The following is a 17649-nucleotide window of genomic DNA, read 5'->3' as shown; positions in this document are numbered from 1 at the left end:
GCAGGGTGGCCGGGTCGACCTCGAGCCAACCGGCCTCTACTCCATGGCCCTGGCCCTGGGCACCGCTCTCGCCGCCGCGGTCACCGTCCCCCTGACCGGCGCCATGGGCGGCGACTGGCGGTCCGGGCTCGTCGTCTGGGCCGGGCTCGCCGCCCTCGCGGTGCTGCCCTGGATCGTCCTCGTACGGGACCGCACGCCGGCGCCCGGCCAGCCCGCGCCCGTCCGGCCCGTACCTGGTCGGCCCGCGTCCGGTCAGGCCTCCCGCCAGGCTTCCCGTCCGGCCTCCCTCCAGGCCGACGGCCCGGCGCTCCGGATCACCCGCAGCCGGACCGCGTGGGGGCTCGCCTGCTTCTTCGGGCTCCAGGCGACGGCCGCGTACATCACCATGGGCTGGATGCCGCAGATCTTCCGGGACGCCGGGGTCTCGGCCGGTACGGCGGGCCTCCTGCTCGCGGTCACCATGGCGATGGGCGTCCCGCTCGCCTTCGTCATCCCCCGGGTCGCCGGCCGGCTCAAGCAGCAGGGCCCCATCGTCGTCGTCCTCGGCCTGTGCGGCCTGATCGGTTACGGGGGCCTCTACCTGGCCCCGGCCGCCGGCGCGTGGGCCTGGGCGCTGCTGCTCGGCGTGGCCAACTGCGCCTTCCCGCTCGCCCTCACCATGATCGGCATGCGGTCGCGGACCGGGGCGGGCGTGGTCCGGCTCTCCGCCTTCGCCCAGTCCACCGGCTATCTGCTCTCGATCCCCGGCCCGCTGCTCGTCGGCGTGCTCTACCAGCACAGCGGTGGCTGGGGGCTGCCGATCGCCCTGATGGCGGGCCTGATGATCCCGCAGATGGTGGCCGGGGTGCTGGCGGGACGGGACCGGACGATCGAGGACGAGTGCTGAGATGCGAGACTGGCCCCATGCCAGTGCTCGATCCGCATCCCAAGAACGGTCAGAAGAAGCTCCTCCTCGTCTTCGGGGCGATGCTTCTCATCTCGGTGGTCATCGGTGTGATCGCCACGATCGCCTCCCCCTGACGCCCGCCGGCCCCACCCATGGTGGGGCTGGCCCCCCTGTCCCCTAGGGGGCCAGGGTCAGGGTGAAGTGGGTGGATCACCGGATGGGACCGGCCCCGCCCGTTCCGTAGGTTCTTCGGTAACGAACCGAACACCCCACGGAGGCGGACATGCCGGTCCCTGCGCACCCCAGGTCCCCACGACCGGCGCGCTCCCGCCGACCGGTCCCCGCCCACCGGCCGGCGATCTCCCGCCGACCGGCCGCCGACCGTGTGGAGATACGGCTGCCCTGGTGGGCGGTGGCGCTCCCGGCCGTCGCGTTCGCCGCTCTGCTGATCATGATCACGGGCTCGGGACAGGCGCAGGCCGCCACCGCCGAGCCCGCACTCGGACAGCTGATCGAGCGCACGCTCCACCTGCTCTCCCGCTGAGGCGTGCGCCGCATCGAACAGACCCCGGACCAGCACGTCAACCTTCCGGATGAGCCCGTCAACACCCAGCGCCAGGGGCCGCGTTTCATGCGAAGCTGAGGTGTATGAGCGTCGAGACACCCCGCAGGATCGTCCTTCTCAGGCATGCCAAGGCGGAATGGTCGCAGTCCTCCGACCACGAGCGCCCGCTGGCCGAGCGCGGTCGTAAGGACGCGCCCGTGGCCGGCCGCAGGCTCGCCGACTCCGGCATCGACTTCGATCTGGCCCTGTGCTCCAGTGCCGTCAGGACCCGGGAGACCTGGAAGCTGGCGGTCCACGAATTCGCCCAGCGCCCCAGGACCGTCTACGAGGAGAGGCTGTACGAGGCCTCCCTCGGCGACCTGATCGCCTTGTTCAACGAGACCCCGGACGAGGTCCGCAACCTCCTGGTCATCGGCCACAACCCGGGGATGCACGGAGCAGCCGACGCCCTCTCCGGCTCGGCCGAGGGCGACACGCTCGCCCGGATGACCCGGGACGGCTTCCCCACGGCGTCCTACGCCGTGGTGGAGTTCCCCGGCTCCTGGAAGAGCGTGGAGCACGGGGCGGGCCGGCTCACCGAATACTGGACGCCCAACGACTGACCGCGCCCGGACACGGCCGCACACGTGAACGCGCAGGGACCCGGCACGTCTCCCCGTGCCGGGTCCCTCTTCCGTACGCTCCCGGGGCCGGTGGCTCCGTACGTTCCCGGGGGCGTCGGCTTCGGACGCCTCCGGGCCGACGGCCCCGTACGCTCCCTGGGCCGGCGGCTCCCCACGACTCCGAGGCCGGCGGCCGCCTGCGGCCCGGGACCGGTGGCCCGCGGCCGTCAGTCGACGAGACCGTCCGCCGCCTCGACCTCTTCACGGGTGATGCCGAGCAGATAGAGCACAGTGTCCAGGAACGGCACGTTCACCGCGGTGTGCGCCGCCTCGCGGACCACGGGCTTGGCGTTGAAGGCGACCCCGAGCCCCGCCGTGTTCAGCATGTCGAGGTCGTTCGCCCCGTCCCCGATGGCCACCGTCTGCGCGAGCGGCACCCCCGCCTGCTCGGCGAAGCTCCGCAGCAGCCGGGCCTTGCCCGCCCGGTCCACCACATCGCCGACGACCCGCCCGGTGAACTTGCCGTCCACCACCTCCAGGGTGTTGGCGGAGGCGAAATCGAGGCCGAGACGTTCCTTCAGGTCGTCCGTGACCTGGGTGAAACCGCCCGAGACGACGCCCACCTGGTATCCGAGGCGCTTGAGCGTACGGATCAGGGTGCGGGCCCCGGGGGTGAGCCGCACCTCGGCGCGCACCTTGTCCACCACGGAGGCGTCGAGCCCCGCCAGCAGCGCGACCCGGGCGTGCAGCGACTGCTCGAAGTCCAGCTCGCCGCGCATCGCCTGCTCGGTCACCTCGGCGACCTTGTCCTCGCACCCCGCGTGGGCCGCGAAGAGCTCGATCACCTCGTCCTGGATGAGCGTGGAGTCCACGTCCATGACGACCAGCCGCTGCGCCCGCCGGCTCAGTCCGGCGGAGACCACCGCGACGTCCACGCCGATTTCCGCGGCCTCGGTCGCCAGCGCGGTCCGCAGCTCCGCGGTCCCGGTCCCCGACACCGCGAACTCGACGGCGGTGACCGGGTACTTCGCCAGCCGGAAGACGCGGTCGATGTTCCCGCCGGTCGAGGTGATCGTGGCCGCTATGGCGGCGGTCGACTCGGCGGTGAGCGGGTGCCCCAGCACGGTCACATGGGAACGGCCGTAGCCGCGGGGCCGGTTGTCCCCGATGCCCGAGATGATCTCGGCCTGGAGCTTCAGGGAGCCGGCCCAGCTGTGCACGGTCGCCCGCAGGTCGCCCTCGGTCGTCCCGCCCGCGGTGGGCGAGGTGACCAGGGCGCACAGCACGATGCGGCCACGGGTGACGACCTGCTCGATGTCCACGACGTCGACGGAGTACGCGGCCAGGGTGTCGAACAGCCCGGCGGTGATGCCGGGCCGGTCCTTGCCGAAGATCTTGACGAGGAGAGTGGGTGTGTCGTCCACGAGGGGAGTGGATGCGTCGCTGTCCCGTACGGGCTCGCCACCGGCCCGAGGGGAATCGGGGAGCTCGGGGGAGGCGGGAGGCTGAGGTGGATGAGATGCGCTCATGGTGCTCACACCGTATCGGTCGTCCGGCCGCGTCCGGCCGCCCGTCCCGAGTGCCGGACGGAAAGGTACGGGCCTTCCGGCGCGGCCGCGGCCCATCGTCCCCTATGCGGCGAGATCACATCACTTGCCCTCCACCAGGCAGTAAGGGGGCTTCCTCTTCCTTTCTCCCTTTCGTCACCCCTCTTCACCGGCCCGACTTTCGGATGAGGGACTGCTCCTGGAATAGTTCCCCACGATGTTCAGCATCCCTAGACTCCCTGCGACGGGGGTAACACGGGGGACAACTAGTGGGGCGCGGAGTGCCGGAACTCGTACTGGAATTGAATGGCAGCACCTGGACGCTCGATCCGTCCAGGCCGTACACCCTGGGGCGTGATCCGCAGGGCGACCTGACGATCGACGACGCCAGGGTCTCGTGGCGCCACGCCACGATCAGCTGGGCCGGCCGGAGTTGGTTCATCGAGGACCACGGCTCCACCAACGGCACGTATGTCCAGGGGCAACGGGTCCAGCGGGCGGAGATCGGGCCCGGCTCCGCCGTACGCCTGGGCAACGCCACCGACGGCCCGCTGTTGAATCTCACGGCAGCCGCCGGTGCCCACGGCGGTCAGCAGGCCGCCGCCCATCAGGCCCCCGCGCACCAGCAGCACGCGCAGCCGGGCGCCGCCTGGCCCGGTCAGCAGGCCCCTGCCCAGCACCAGGCGCCCGCACACCAGGGCCAGCCGCACCAGGCCCCGCTGCACCACCAGGCCCCGCCCCAGCAGGCGTGGCAGCAGCAGGCTCCGGAGGCCCAGCAGCAGGCCCCGTACCAGCAGGTTCCGCACCAGCAGGGCACGGCCCAGCCGCCCGCCCCGGCGCACGGCGGCGGACCGGCGCACGGCGGTGGAGCGGGGGCGCAGCAGGCCTACGGTGACCGCAGCCCGACCACGTTCCACCAGCTGGCGCTCGGCCGGGTCATGCGCATCGGTCGTGCGCTGGAGAACGAGCTGGTCGTCTCCGACCTCCAGGTCTCGCGCAACCACGCCGAGTTCCACGCGACGCCCGACGGCCGGTTCGAGATCCGTGACCTGGGCTCGCACAACGGCACGTACGTCAACGGTCTGCCGCTCCAGAAGTCCGGTTCGGCGCTCATCGGCCCGAACGACATCGTCGGCGTCGGCCACTCGACGTTCCGCCTGGTCGGTGACCGGCTGGAAGAGTTCGTCGACACCGGTCAGGTCTCCTTCTCCGCCCGCCACCTCACGGTGACGGTCGACGGCGGCAAGCAGATCCTCAAGGACGTCTCCTTCGGCGTCCCGGAGAAGTCGCTGGTCGCGGTCATCGGCCCCTCCGGCTCCGGAAAGTCCACCCTGCTCAAGGCGCTCACCGGCTACCGGCCCGCCGACGAGGGTGACGTCCTCTACGACAACCGGAACCTGTACAAGCAGTTCGCCGAGTTGCGCCAGCGCATCGGTCTGGTCCCGCAGGACGACATCCTGCACAAGGAACTGACCGTCACCAAGGCCCTCAAGTACGCGGCCAGGCTCCGCTTCCCCGCGGACACCACCGAGGCCGAGCGCCAGGCCCGGATCACCGAGGTCCTCGCCGAGCTCAAGCTCGACATCCACAAGGACAAGAAGATCACTTCGCTCTCCGGCGGCCAGCGCAAGCGCGTCTCGGTCGCCCTGGAGCTGCTGACCAAGCCGTCGCTGATCTTCCTGGACGAGCCGACCTCCGGCCTCGACCCGGGCATGGACCGTGACGTCATGCAGCTGCTGCGCGGCCTCGCCGACGACGGCCGCACCGTGCTCGTCGTGACGCACTCCGTGGCCGAGCTGGCCATCTGCGACAAGCTGCTCGTGATGGCGCCCGGCGGTGCCGTCGCGTACTTCGGTCCGCCCGAGGAGGCGCTGAACTTCTTCGGCTACGGCACCTGGGCCGATGTCTTCTCCGCCTTCGAGAACTACCGCGACTACGACTGGGCGGGCCGCTGGCGCGGTTCGCAGCACTACCAGATGTACGCCGCCGACATCGACGCCGTCGCCGCGCAGTCCGTGCACATGCCGCCGCCGCAGCAGATGCGGCCGCCGAAGCCGCAGAGCTGGGGTACGCAGCTCTGGACCCTGGTGCGCAGATACACCTCCGTCATCGCCTCCGACAAGGCCTTCCTCGGCCTGATGGTGGCGCTGCCCGCGGTGATCGGTGTGCTGGCCGCGGTCATTCCGGCGGACTTCGGACTGGCCCCGCCCACCCCGCCGACCCAGTTCAACGGGAAAGCCGGAATGATCCTGCTGATCCTCGCGGTCGGCATCTGCCTGGCCGGGTCGGCCAGCTCCGTACGAGAACTGATCAAGGAACGCGTCATCTACGAACGGGAACGGGCCACCGGCCTCTCCCGCTCGGCCTATCTGGTGTCCAAGGTGATCGTGCTCGGCGTGATCACGACCTTCCAGAGCGTCATCCTCTGCGGTATCTGCTTCGCCGTCCGTGAGCTGCCGGCCGAGGGCGTGTTCATGTCTCCGGCCGTCGAGATCTGCCTCTCCATCGTGGCCCTCGGGTTCACCTCGATGATGTTCGGCCTGATGATCTCCGCGCTGGTCAAGACCTCCGAGATGACCATGCCGCTGCTGGTCATGTTCGCGATCATCCAGCTGGTGTTCACCGGGGTCCTCTTCCAGGTGTACGGGACGCCCGGCCTGGAGCAGTTCACCTGGCTGATGCCGTCCCGCTGGGGCGTGGCCGCGGCCGGCGCCTCGCTGGACCTGGCCCACCTGATGCCGCCGTGGGACACGAGCAACCCGACCGACCTCGACCCGCTGTGGGAGCACACGGCGACCCAGTGGGGGATCAACATCTCGGTCCTGCTGGTGATCGGCCTCGTCTGCGCCGTCGCGGTCGCCCGGCTGCTGCGCCGCCACGAGCCCGAGGTCATGCGCAAGTAGACCGGGTACGGCAGCGAGCCGGGACGCGTACGGAACGACGCCGAGGCCGGCACCCCGCGGGGTGCCGGCCTCCGGCATGTGTCCGGCCGGCTCAGTGGTGCGGCCGGGTTCGGTGGTGCGGCTGGGCTCAGTACGCGCTGTTGACGTTGTCCATCGAGCCGTAGCGGTCGGCCGCGTAGTTGCAGGCGGCGACGATGTTGGCGACCGGGTCGTACAGGTCCTTCTTGGTGCCCTTGACGTGGAACCGGTCGAAGGTCGGCTGGATCACCTGGAGCAGGCCCTTGGAGGGGACGCCGTTGCGGGCATTGATGTCCCAGTTGTTGATCGCCCAGCGGTTACCGCTGGACTCCCGGATGATGTTGCGGTGGATGCCCTCGTAGGACCCGGGGATGCCTTCCTTCTTCATGATCGACATCGCCTCGCGGATCCAGCCGTCCAGGTTGTTGGCGTAGACGGGCTTGCGCGCGGTGGAGCGGTTGGCGGCCTCGGTGCCGCGCTTCTTCGCGTCGGCCTTGGCCTTGGCGGCCTTCTCGGCCTTGTCCTTCGCGTCCGCCGCGGCCTTGGCCTTGGCGGCCTTCGCCTTGGTCTCGGCGGCGGCCTTCGCCTTGGCGGCGTCGGCGGCCTTCACGAGCTGCTGGGCGGTGGCGTGCTGCTCGATGAGGCTGTCCTGCACGGTCTTGGCCTGTGCGGATCCTCCGGTGAAGGCGACGGGAGCGGCAGCGCCGGCAGCCTGCGGGGCAACCTCGGCCTTGGCGTTCGACGGGACGAGCGAGAAGGTCATCGAGGCGACGGCCAGGGCCGACACACCGGCCACGGAGATCTTCTGGACCTTGTTCAGACGACGGACACGGCTGGGAATGCGAATCGCAGTCATGTAGGGCTACCTCTTCGGATACTCGGTGTCCTCACGGAGGACGAGACCGGAGGCGGCGATGCGCACCTCCGTCGGGGACGAGAGCAATTCTTAGCGGCAGCAAAATGCTGTGGCAAAGGTGTGACGTACGAAGCCGGGTAGTGGAAGCGGGTCCCGTTCGTCCGAAATGAACCCTGCTCATGGCCACCCAAAACGCCCTTTTGGGTCCACTAGGTACGTTCGTAAGTGACGTGCGCCCTATGCGCGGGCTCACATCGACGACACGCCAGGCTCACCCCTCGTTGCTGGAGCAATTCGGAGGGTTACGTTCCTCATCCGGCGGGATGAGAGGGACGTCCCCGGACTCGTGCCAGGGGCGGTGCCTCTTCGGCGCCGCCTCGCACCCACGGCGCAGCGCCTCCCGCCCCGCCACCGCCTCCCGCACCCGCCGCCGCCGCCTCCAGCGTCAGCAGATGCGAGGCCTCCGGCTCGTACGGCCCGGTCGGCGTCGACAACGCTCGTGATCGACACACCGAGGACCGGGGCGGGCCTAGGACCTCGGACCCGGTACGGGCCGTGCCCGGCCTAGGTCCCCCGGCCTCCGGCAGCCGCCCTCGGCCCGATACGGCCGTCGCACCCCCGCCGGTACGGTGATCCCATGAGCCATCGCCCACCGTCGGCCCTCGCCGCGGTGAGTGCCGCGCTGCTCGCCATGAGCCGGCACCTCGAAGTAGGGGACGTCCTCAAGACGATCGTGGCCTCCGCCCGCGAACTGCTCGACGCCCAGTACGCCGCCCTCGGCGTCCCGGACGACCACGGCGGCTTCGCCCAGTTCGTCGTCGACGGGGTGAGCGACGAACAGTGGAGGGCCATCGGCCCGCTGCCCCGGCAGCACGGCATCCTCGCCGCGATGCTGGACCAGGCGAAGCCCGAGCGGCTCGCCGACGTCCGCGCCGACCCCCGCTTCGGGGGCTGGCCCGACGCGCACCCCGACATGTCCGACTTCCTCGGGCTGCCCATCACGGACGGCGACGAGATCATCGGCGCCCTCTTCCTCGCCAACAAGCAGTGCCCCAAGCCCGACGGCGGCTGCGGCTTCACCGCCGAGGACGAGGAGCTGCTCTCGATCCTCGCCCAGCACGCCGCGATCGCCCTCACCAACGCCCGCCTCTACGAACGCAGCCGCGAGCTGACCATCGCCGAGGAGCGCTCCCGCCTCGCCCACGAGCTGCACGACGCGGTCAGCCAGAAGCTGTTCTCGCTCCGGCTCACGGCCCAGGCCGCCGCCGCCCTCGTCGACCGCGACCCGGCCCGCGCCAAGGGAGAGCTCCATCAGGTCGCCGTACTCGCCGCCGAAGCGGTCGACGAGCTGCGTGCGGCCGTCGTGGAGCTGCGCCCGGCCGCCCTCGACGAGGACGGTCTGATCGCCACCCTCCGTACCCAGATCCAGGTGCTGGACCGGGCCCACGCGGCCGCGGTCACCTTCGAGAGCAGCGGTGTACGGGCCCTGCCCGCCGCCCAGGAGGAGGCGCTGCTCCGGGTCGCCCAGGAGGCCCTGCACAACGCCCTGCGCCACTCGGGCGCGGAACACGTGACGGTCACCCTGACCCGGCGCTCCACCTGGACCGTCCTGCGCATCACCGACGACGGCAGCGGCTTCGACCCCACCGCCGTCCGCCGGGCGGGCCGTCATCTCGGCCTCGTCTCCATGCGCCACCGGGCCAAGAGCGTCGGCGGCAGGCTCACCGTTGCTTCGGAGCCCGGAAAGGGCGCCACGATCGAGATGGAGGTCCCCGGTGGCTGACAAGATCATCAGGGTGCTGCTGGTCGACGACCATCAGGTGGTCCGCCGCGGACTGCGTACGTTCCTGGAGATCCAGGAGGACATAGAAGTCGTCGGCGAGGCGTCCGACGGCGCGGAGGGCGTGGCCCGCACCGAGGAGCTCCGGCCCGACGTCGTCCTCATGGACATCAAGATGCCCGGCACCGACGGCATCGAGGCCCTGCGCAGGCTCCACGAGCTCGACAACCCGGCCAAGGTCCTCATCGTCACCAGCTTCACCGAACAGCGCACGGTGGTCCCGGCCCTGCGCGCCGGAGCCTCCGGTTACGTCTACAAGGACGTCGACCCGGATGCACTGGCCGGCGCCATCCGGTCGGTCCACGCCGGCCACGTCCTGCTCCAGCCGGAGGTCGCCGGCGCACTCCTCGCCCAGGAGGACGCGGGCGGCGGCACGGGCCGGGGGAGCACCCTGACCGAACGCGAGCGCGAGGTGCTCGGCCTCATCGCCGACGGGCGGTCCAACCGGGAGATCGCCCGCGCCCTCGTCCTCTCCGAGAAGACGGTCAAGACCCACGTGTCGAACATCCTGATGAAGCTCGACCTGGCGGACCGCACCCAGGCCGCGCTCTGGGCGGTACGGAACGGGGCCGCGGGCTGAAGCGGAATGACATCCGCCGTGCGAACCCCACCCGCCCGACATTTCCAGCCCGTCCGGCAACTCCAGCCCGCCGGGCCATGCGCCCTGCCCGGCAACCCCAGCCCGTCCGGCGTTTGAGGACGGAACCTTGGCGGCGGTGTCCCAGCACCGGAACGGGCTCCCCACTCAGGGGCCCCCGGTTCCAGCCCGCCGAGCCATGCGCCCTGCCCGGCAACCCCAGCCCGCCGGGCCAACCCCAGCCCGTCCGGCGTTTGAGGACGGAACCCCCGCCCACGGGGACCGAGCACCAAAAGCAGGCCCCCGCCCAGGGGCACCCGCCCCAGCCCGTCCGGCGCCTGAGGACAAAAGGCCCGCGGGCCTACCGCCGAACCTCCCCGCCCTCCACGTACGCGTTGTAGGCCGCCACCTGAGCCCGCCGAGCCACCCGCTCCACCGGCCGCAACGCGGCCCCCCGCGCCGCGATCTCCGACGCGCTCACCGCGCCCCCGTGCCCGTTCTCGTACGCCACCGAGACCAGCAGCCCCACCCGCTGCGCCAGCTCCAGCACCCGCACCGCCCGCGGCGGATACCCGGGCGCCAGCACCTCGCGCCCCCGGCCCCCCTCCGCCCGCGCCCGGTACGCGTCCACCGCCGCCTGGGCCACCGGACCGGAACCGGCCACATCCAGCCGGGACAGCACCGCCGTGGCGTCCCGCAGCGCCTCCGCCAGCTCCCGCTCCGCCTCGCCCAGCGACGGCACGTCCGCCGGCGGCGCCTCCCGTACCGGCAGCACCCGCCACACCACCTCCACGTGCAGGTCCCCCTCGGGCCCCGCCTCGCTCACCTCCGGCACCAGCCCGTACGGCACCCCGTACGCGACCACCGCCTCCTGGGCCTCCAGCGCCCGCGCGTTGAAGTCGGGCGGACCGCTCAGCCCCAGCGGATGCCCCGGCACCGGCAGCGCGACCCGGAAACCGGTCGCCCCCAGCCCCCGCAGCCGGCCGAGCGCCAGCGTGAGCCCGACCGGCCCCGCCTCACCCGGCAGCCCCTCGACGCGGTGCACCGCGTCCTGTCCGACGATCGCGAGGGCGGCGTCATCAGGCGAGACGAGCCCCGCCAGAAGCGCGTTCCCCCAGGCGGCCAACAACCCTGAGCGTGGTTCCACAAGCATGGAGACAGCCTAGGGAACGGACCTCACGGCCGGAGCACTCGCGTAGTGGCGTAGGTTTTCCTTGGGACTGTGCCCACAGGCACGCGACGATCTCGACGAGACTGCATGGGGAGACAACGCGCTCATGAGCGATGTACTGGAGCTGGTGGACGTATCCGTGGTCCGCGACGGACGCGCTCTGGTGGACGACGTCTCCTGGTCGGTCAAGGAGGGGGAGCGCTGGGTCATCCTGGGCCCCAACGGCGCCGGCAAGACGACGCTCCTCAACCTGGCGTCCAGCTACCTCTTCCCGAGCAAGGGAACAGCCACGGTCCTCGGCGAGCAGCTGGGCGGCGTCGGCACCGACGTCTTCGAGCTGCGCCCCCGGATCGGCATGGCGGGTGTGGCGATGGCCGACAAGCTGCCCAAGCGGCAGACGGTGCTGCAGACGGTGCTCACCGCCGCCTACGGCATGACCGCCACCTGGAACGAGAACTACGAGGCCGTCGACGAGGAGCGCGCCCGCGCCTTCCTGGACCGCCTCGGCATGACCGAGTACCTGGACCGCAAGTTCGGCACGCTCTCCGAAGGAGAGCGCAAGCGCACCCTGATCGCCCGCGCGATGATGACCGACCCCGAGCTGCTGCTCCTCGACGAGCCCGCCGCCGGACTCGACCTCGGCGGCCGCGAGGACCTGGTCCGACGCCTCGGCCGGCTCGCCCGCGACCCGTACGCCCCCTCCATGATCATGGTCACCCACCATGTCGAGGAGATCGCGCCCGGCTTCACCCACGTCCTGATGATCCGGCAGGGCAAGATCCTCGCGGCCGGACCCATGGAGACCGAGCTCAGCTCCCGTAACCTCTCCCTCTGCTTCGGCCTGCCGCTGATCGTCGAGCACACCGGCGACCGCTACACCGCCCACGGCCTGCCCCTGTCCTGACCACCGGCCCCACCAGCCCCGCCCGGCGGCCGGCACGGCGCGATCCGCCGGGGCCCCACCGCAGTTGACCACCCCTGCGCCCTGTCGGTGACGCACCGACAGTCCTACGATGACCATGTGGACATCGACGCGTGGGTGTGGTGGCTGATCGTCGCGGCGGGGCTGGGCATCCCCCTCGTCCTGACCGCGATGCCCGAGTTGGGGATGTTCGCCGTCGGGGCGGTGGCCGCTGCGGTCGTCGCTGCCCTCGGGGGCGGCATCGTGGCGCAGGTGCTGGTCTTCGTCGGGGTGTCGGTGGCGTTGCTCGTCGTCGTCCGCCCGATCGCGGCCAGACACCGGGCCGGGCAGACGGGGCATGCCAGCGGTATCGACGCCCTGAAGGGCCGTCAGGCGGTCGTGCTGGAACGGGTCAGCGCCGCCGGCGGCCGCATCAAGCTCGCCGGCGAGGTCTGGTCGGCGCGCTCGCTCGACGAGGGGCAGATCTTCGAACCCGGCCGGAAGGTCGATGTCGTGGACATCGACGGAGCGACGGCCGTCGTCATGTGAGCGAACCGTGCACGGGGCGGGCCCAGTTCTGCCAGACTCGAAGTCGATCATGTCGATCATCATGAGAACCGGGTCGGGGGCCGGGCCCACGCACCACAGCGACCGGCGCCTGTCCGCACCTCCATGACGATCCGACCCCGATCACCGCGATCCGTCGGCAACCGAAGGGCACGAGAGACACGATGCAACCGATCATCATCGTCCTGATCATTCTGGTGGTGCTCGTCTTCATCGCCCTGATCAAGACGATCCAGGTCATCCCGCAGGCCAGCGCCGCCATCGTGGAGCGCTTCGGCCGCTACACGCGCACCCTGAACGCGGGCCTGAACATCGTCGTCCCGTTCATCGACTCGATCCGCAACCGGATCGACCTCCGCGAGCAGGTCGTGCCCTTCCCGCCGCAGCCGGTGATCACCCAGGACAACCTGGTCGTCAACATCGACACCGTCATCTACTACCAGGTGACCGACGCCCGCGCCGCGACCTACGAAGTCGCCAGCTACATCCAGGCGATCGAGCAGCTCACCGTCACCACCCTCCGCAACATCATCGGAGGCATGGACCTGGAGCGCACCCTCACCTCCCGCGAGGAGATCAACGCGGCCCTGCGCGGCGTCCTCGACGAGGCGACCGGCAAGTGGGGCATCCGCGTCAACCGCGTCGAGCTCAAGGCCATCGAACCGCCCACCTCCATCCAGGACTCGATGGAGAAGCAGATGCGCGCCGACCGTGACAAGCGCGCCGCGATCCTCACCGCCGAAGGCATCCGGCAGTCCCAGATCCTCACCGCCGAAGGTGAGAAGCAGTCCGCGATCCTGCGGGCCGAGGGCGAGTCGAAGGCAGCGGCCCTCAGGGCCGAGGGCGAGGCCCAGGCGGTCCGCACGGTCTTCGAGGCCATCCACGCGGGAGACCCGGACCAGAAGCTGCTGTCGTACCAGTACCTCCAGATGCTCCCGAAGATCGCCGAGGGCGACGCCAACAAGCTCTGGATCGTGCCCAGCGAGATCGGCGACGCCCTCAAGGGCCTCAGCGGCGCCTTCGGCAACCTCGGCGGCGGCGCCCCGGGCTTCAACCCCGGCGGCAACGGAAACGGCGGGAACGGCGGCAGCAGCGGCAACGGCAACGGGGGCAACTCCGGTGGCACAGCCGTCGAACGGCGCGAAGAACCCCCGGTCTTCTGACCCGCGACCCCCTTCGTGCATGATCAGTGAGGCCCCTCGACCTTCATGGCGGGGAGGCGTCACTGACCATCGAAGGAGATGGCCTTGTCCATCTGGGAAATACTCGCCGTCTTCGCGGCGGGAGTCGGTGCGGGCACGATCAACACGATCGTCGGCTCGGGCACCCTGATCACCTTCCCCGTCCTGCTCGCGACCGGCCTCCCCCCGGTCACCGCCACCGTCTCCAACGCGCTCGGCCTGATCCCCGGCTCCATCAGCGGAGCCATCGGCTACCGCAAGGAACTGGCCGGCCAGCGCCCCCGCATCCTGAAACTGGGCGTGGGAGCCGCCATCGGCGGACTCGCCGGGGCCACCCTCCTGCTCGCCCTGCCCTCCAGGGCGTTCGAGACGATCGTCCCGGTGCTGGTGGCCCTGGCCCTCGTCCTGGTGATCCTGCAACCCCGCATCAGCAGAGCCGTACAGCGCCGCCGCGAGCGCACCGGCACCACGGCCCGCCCCGACGGCGGGCCGCTCCTGTTCACCGGCCTGACGCTCGCCAGCGTCTACGGGGGCTACTTCACCGCCGCCCAGGGGATCGTCTACCTCTCCCTGATGGGCATGCTGGTCGACGACACGCTCCAGCGCCTCAACGCCGTCAAGAACGTCCTGGCCGCCGTGGTCAACAGCATCGCCGCGCTGTTCTTCCTCTTCGTCGCGGACTTCGACTGGACGGCGGTCGTCCTGATCGCGGTCGGTTCGGCCATCGGCGGCCAGATAGGAGCCAAGGTCGGCCGCCGCCTCAGCCCCGCCCTGCTGCGCGCCCTGATCGTCGTCGTCGGCACCGCGGCCATCGTCCAGCTGCTGCTCCGCTGACACACGTGGGCCCGCCCCCGCACGGGGACGGGCCCACGGACACAACCACAGGCGTACGCCATCCACGCCACCGCTCCACGGCCCTACGGCTCTACGCGGCAGTCGCCGCCCGGTCCAGCCACTCGGGCAGCTCCGCCCGGTCACCGGCCCCCATCGCCAGCAGCATCGCCTCGGCGGGGGAGGGGACGAACGGCCGCTTCAGCAACGGCATGCCCGCCTGCTCCGGCGTCCGGGCCGCTTTGCGGTGGTTGTCCTCGGCGCAGGAGGCCACCGTGTTCAGCCAGGTGTCCTGACCGCCCTGGGCCCGCGGCACCACGTGGTCGACGGTGGAGGCCCGCCGCCCGCAGTACGCGCACCGGTGCTGGTCCCGTATCAGCACACCCCTCCTGGACCACGGAGCCTGTCTTCGGAACGGCACCCGTACGTACCGGCAGAGCCTGATCACCCGGGGCACCGGGATGTCCACGGCGGCACCACGCATACGGAGCTCGGGATGCGACTGCTCGACGACCGCCTTGTCCGTCAGGATCAGGACCACCGCACGGTTGAGCGTCACTGTCGACAGCGGCTCGAAGCTCGCGTTGAGAACCAGCGTGTCACGCATCCTGCCCACCTCCCGTGTGCCGCCCGCCCCCTGGCAGGCCCGGATCAACTCTGGCTGGGCAGGCCGCGATGGACAACGCAATAAAAAATGCCCTGCTCTGATCTCTCCAAGACCAGAGCAGGGCAAACAACGGGCGAACTAATCGCCGGCGGGAGCCTCGTACTCACCGATCAGCTGCGCACGCCCCAGCGTGTGGAACCGGAGGTTGAAGCCGACCACCGCGGGCGAGGAGTCACTGTCGACACCGAGCTTCTCGGAGTCCACCGCGTACACGGTGAACACATAGCGGTGGTTCTCCCCGGCGGGCGGCGCGGCCCCGCCGAACTCCTTCGACCCGTAGTCGTTACGGGCCTGGACGGCCCCCTCGGGCAGCCCGTCGAACGAACCGCTGCCCGCACCGGCCGGCAGCTCGGTCACCGACGCCGGGATGTCGAAGACCACCCAGTGCCAGAACCCGCTCCCCGTCGGGGCGTCCGGGTCGAAACACGTCACGGCGAAGCTTTTCGCCTCCGCCGGGAAACCCTCCCACCGCAGGTGCGGCGACGTGTTCCCGGAGGCGAGCACCTGGGCGTCGTCCAGTACGGCCCCCGGCGCGAGGCCGTCGCTCACCACGGTGAACGCCGGAACCTCCGGATGGAAGTCGTGCGGCAGCGGGGCCCTCTTCGGCTCGGTCACGTTACGCACCTCTCCTGATCGGCTCGTCTTCGGCGGGTTTCCCCACTCGGCGGATCTACCCCGTCCGACCCTAGAGCCAGTTGCGCTGTCCGCCCACCTGGGCCAGCCACTGGTTGAGGTACGCCGCCCAGTCGGTCTGCTGGAAGTCGTGCAGACCGACCTTGAACGCGCGGTACGAGTCGCTGCCCTCGCTGAACAGCCCCGCCTTCTTGTCCATCTCCAGAACCACGTCCATCTCGCGGTCGTCCGCGACGAACGTCAGCTCGACCTGGTTCAGTCCGCGGTACTGCTGCGGCGGTACGAACTCGATCTCCTGGTAGAAGGGCAGCCGCTGGCGCGAACCACGGATGTGACCGCGCTCCATGTCCGCGCTGCGGAAGCGGAAGCCCAGCTGCCCGAACGCGTCCAGAATGGCCTGCTGCGCCGGCAGCGGGTGCACGTTGATCGGGTCCAGGTCACCGGAGTCCAGCGCGCGGGCGATCTCCAGCTCGGTGGTGACCCCGATGTCCATGCCGCGCAGGTGCTGACCGGCGAACATCGTGACCGGCGTCTCCCAGGGGATCTCCAGACCGAACGGCACCACGTGCACCGCCCCCGCCTGCACCTCGAAAGCGCCACCGAGCCTGACCTTGGCGAACTCGATGTTCTGCTTGGTCTCCTGGTCACCGCTCTCGACCTCGACCCGCGCCTGCAGACCGACGGAGAGCCCCTCGATCTGCTGGGACACCGACCCGCCCTGGATCCGCACCTCACCCTGCACGACCCCACCGGGGACGACGTTCACCTCGGTGAGCTCGGTCTCCACCGAGGCACCACCGGCACCCATGCTCGCGAGCAGCCGCTTGAAGCCCATGTTCACTCCTTCTTGGTCCTGACCCCTAGATACGCGCCATGACCGTAGCCGGTTCCCGCGCCCGCCTTCCCGGTACCCTCGGACGGCATGACCAAGGGCCTCGACCGCACACCACTCGACCGCACACCACTGCCGCGCGACTTCTTCGACCGATCCGTCCTGGACGTCGCCCCCGACCTCCTGGGCCGCACGCTCGTCCGCCGCGGCGACGAGGGCACGATCGAGTTGCGCCTCACCGAGGTGGAGGCGTACGCGGGAGAGGTCGACCCCGGCTCGCACGCCTTCCGGGGCCGCACGGCCCGCAACAGCGTGATGTTCGGCCCGCCCGGCCATACCTACGTCTACTTCACGTACGGGATGTGGCACTGCCTCAACCTGGTCTGCGGCCCGGAGGGCCACGCGAGCGGAGTGCTGCTCCGGGCCGGCGAGATCAACGTCGGTGCCGGCCTGGCCCGCGTACGTCGGGTCTCGGCCCGCAATGACAAGGAACTGGCCAAAGGCCCGGCCCGCCTCGCCACCGCTCTCGACGTCGACCGGACGCTGAACGGCAGCGACCTCTTCGACGGCCCCACCCCCGCACTGTCCGTACTCCACGGCACTCCGCCCTCGCGTGACCAGGTACGCAGCGGCCCCCGCACCGGAGTCGGCGGCGACGGCGCGCACCAGCCGTGGCGCTTCTGGATCGACAGCGACCCCACGGTGAGCCCCTACCGCGCCCATGCCCCGCGCCGCCGCAGGGCGAAGTGATGGGGCCAGGAGCGACTTGACGGGGCCAGGGCGGACGCCTAATGTAGTCCGAGCCACTTGACACGGGTACAGCTGTCGGCACGGTCCATCGGATCCGACCGGGCAGCCCGAAGCGGCCAAACCACTACCTACGATTCACCCCTGGCGGGTGTGATTTCGGCATGCCCGTAATTCGCTGGACAGGCTCGATTATGAGCTGCCAAGGGAATGGGCTAACGTAGTGAACACGCCGAAAGGCAAGGCCACTCCACAGGCCACCGGAATTCAGATTCGGACCGGAAACGGAACGGAAAAAGAGTCTGGTAAAGTTGGAACCGCCGGA

General features: G+C 70.5%; 18 protein-coding genes and 1 pseudogene. 12 read left to right on the top strand and 7 right to left on the bottom strand.

Going from position 1 to position 17649, the window contains the following annotated elements; genetic code table 11:
- The 4 genes from AB0917_RS28145 to AB0917_RS28130 all read left to right on the top strand — a co-directional run.
- On the top strand, positions 1-886 hold an 886-nt coding region (locus AB0917_RS28145; protein ID WP_366822488.1), incomplete at its 5' end, for an MFS transporter.
- Between the two features lie 17 nt (positions 887-903).
- Positions 904-1020 (top strand): SGM_5486 family transporter-associated protein, encoded by a 117-nt coding sequence (locus tag AB0917_RS28140; protein ID WP_366822487.1) that lies wholly within the window; start codon positions 904-906, stop codon positions 1018-1020.
- A 149-nt stretch (positions 1021-1169) separates the two neighbouring features.
- The gene (locus AB0917_RS28135; RefSeq protein ID WP_366822486.1) at positions 1170-1430 is read left to right on the top strand and encodes a hypothetical protein; all 261 of its coding nucleotides are present in this window, start codon (positions 1170-1172) and stop codon (positions 1428-1430) included.
- Between the two features lie 104 nt (positions 1431-1534).
- The gene (locus AB0917_RS28130) at positions 1535-2053 is read left to right on the top strand and encodes a histidine phosphatase family protein (protein ID WP_366822485.1); all 519 of its coding nucleotides are present in this window, start codon (positions 1535-1537) and stop codon (positions 2051-2053) included.
- 227 nt (positions 2054-2280) lie between these two features.
- Here AB0917_RS28130 and serB read toward each other — a convergent pair whose 3' ends face one another.
- The gene (gene serB / locus AB0917_RS28125) at positions 2281-3582 is read right to left on the bottom strand and encodes a phosphoserine phosphatase SerB (protein WP_366822484.1); all 1302 of its coding nucleotides are present in this window, start codon (positions 3580-3582) and stop codon (positions 2281-2283) included.
- A gap of 287 nt (positions 3583-3869) precedes the next feature.
- Between serB and AB0917_RS28120 the strand changes: the two genes are divergently transcribed.
- On the top strand, positions 3870-6503 hold the full coding sequence (locus tag AB0917_RS28120; RefSeq protein ID WP_366822483.1) for an FHA domain-containing protein: 2634 nt from the start codon (positions 3870-3872) through the stop codon (positions 6501-6503).
- A gap of 127 nt (positions 6504-6630) precedes the next feature.
- Here AB0917_RS28120 and AB0917_RS28115 read toward each other — a convergent pair whose 3' ends face one another.
- A complete protein-coding gene (locus AB0917_RS28115; RefSeq protein ID WP_366822482.1) occupies positions 6631-7377 on the bottom strand; it encodes a transglycosylase SLT domain-containing protein in 747 nt (248 codons plus the stop codon).
- Between the two features lie 271 nt (positions 7378-7648).
- Positions 7649-7859, bottom strand: a pseudogene (locus AB0917_RS28110) (hypothetical protein); the annotation flags it as partial.
- 155 nt (positions 7860-8014) lie between these two features.
- Here AB0917_RS28110 and AB0917_RS28105 point away from each other — a divergent pair.
- Positions 8015-9160, top strand: coding sequence for a GAF domain-containing sensor histidine kinase (locus tag AB0917_RS28105; protein WP_366822481.1), 1146 nt, complete (start codon positions 8015-8017; stop codon positions 9158-9160).
- Complete coding sequence (locus AB0917_RS28100) at positions 9153-9797, top strand: response regulator transcription factor (RefSeq protein WP_366822480.1); 645 nt, start codon at positions 9153-9155, stop codon at positions 9795-9797. Before AB0917_RS28105 ends, AB0917_RS28100 begins: the two co-directional genes overlap by 8 nt.
- Before the next feature lie 358 nt (positions 9798-10155).
- Here the strand turns inward: AB0917_RS28100 and AB0917_RS28095 are convergent, their stop codons facing one another.
- A complete protein-coding gene (locus AB0917_RS28095) occupies positions 10156-10947 on the bottom strand; it encodes a hypothetical protein (RefSeq protein ID WP_366822479.1) in 792 nt (263 codons plus the stop codon).
- A 124-nt stretch (positions 10948-11071) separates the two neighbouring features.
- Here AB0917_RS28095 and AB0917_RS28090 point away from each other — a divergent pair, with 124 nt between their 5' ends.
- From AB0917_RS28090 to AB0917_RS28075, 4 genes are all read left to right on the top strand, one after another.
- Positions 11072-11869, top strand: coding sequence for an ABC transporter ATP-binding protein (locus AB0917_RS28090; protein WP_366822478.1), 798 nt, complete (start codon positions 11072-11074; stop codon positions 11867-11869).
- 117 nt (positions 11870-11986) lie between these two features.
- Positions 11987-12415: an NfeD family protein gene (locus AB0917_RS28085; protein ID WP_366822477.1), complete on the top strand. Its 429-nt coding sequence runs from the start codon at positions 11987-11989 to the stop codon at positions 12413-12415.
- A gap of 182 nt (positions 12416-12597) precedes the next feature.
- Entirely contained in the window at positions 12598-13596 is a 999-nt protein-coding gene (locus tag AB0917_RS28080) for an SPFH domain-containing protein (RefSeq protein ID WP_366822476.1), read from the top strand.
- Positions 13597-13680: 84 nt separating this feature from the next.
- Complete coding sequence (locus tag AB0917_RS28075; protein WP_366822475.1) at positions 13681-14448, top strand: sulfite exporter TauE/SafE family protein; 768 nt, start codon at positions 13681-13683, stop codon at positions 14446-14448.
- A gap of 91 nt (positions 14449-14539) precedes the next feature.
- Here AB0917_RS28075 and AB0917_RS28070 read toward each other — a convergent pair whose 3' ends face one another.
- From AB0917_RS28070 to AB0917_RS28060, 3 genes are all read right to left on the bottom strand, one after another.
- On the bottom strand, positions 14540-15052 hold the full coding sequence (locus AB0917_RS28070; protein ID WP_366822474.1) for an HNH endonuclease: 513 nt from the start codon (positions 15050-15052) through the stop codon (positions 14540-14542).
- 138 nt (positions 15053-15190) lie between these two features.
- Positions 15191-15727, bottom strand: coding sequence for a YbhB/YbcL family Raf kinase inhibitor-like protein (locus AB0917_RS28065; RefSeq protein WP_366822473.1), 537 nt, complete (start codon positions 15725-15727; stop codon positions 15191-15193).
- Positions 15728-15797: 70 nt separating this feature from the next.
- Positions 15798-16580 carry a sporulation protein gene (locus AB0917_RS28060; protein WP_366822472.1) on the bottom strand — a complete coding sequence of 261 codons (783 nt, stop codon included), beginning with the start codon at positions 16578-16580 and terminating at the stop codon, positions 15798-15800.
- Between the two features lie 87 nt (positions 16581-16667).
- Here AB0917_RS28060 and AB0917_RS28055 point away from each other — a divergent pair, with 87 nt between their 5' ends.
- Positions 16668-17327, top strand: coding sequence for a DNA-3-methyladenine glycosylase (locus AB0917_RS28055; protein WP_366822471.1), 660 nt, complete (start codon positions 16668-16670; stop codon positions 17325-17327).
- The last annotated feature ends 322 nt before the right edge of the window (positions 17328-17649 follow it).

Source organism: Streptomyces sp. NPDC007346 (assembly GCF_040703535.1).
Taxonomy (GTDB): domain Bacteria; phylum Actinomycetota; class Actinomycetes; order Streptomycetales; family Streptomycetaceae; genus Streptomyces.
Note: the sequence above shows the minus strand (reverse complement) of the source record. Positions and strands in the feature narration are given on the sequence as shown.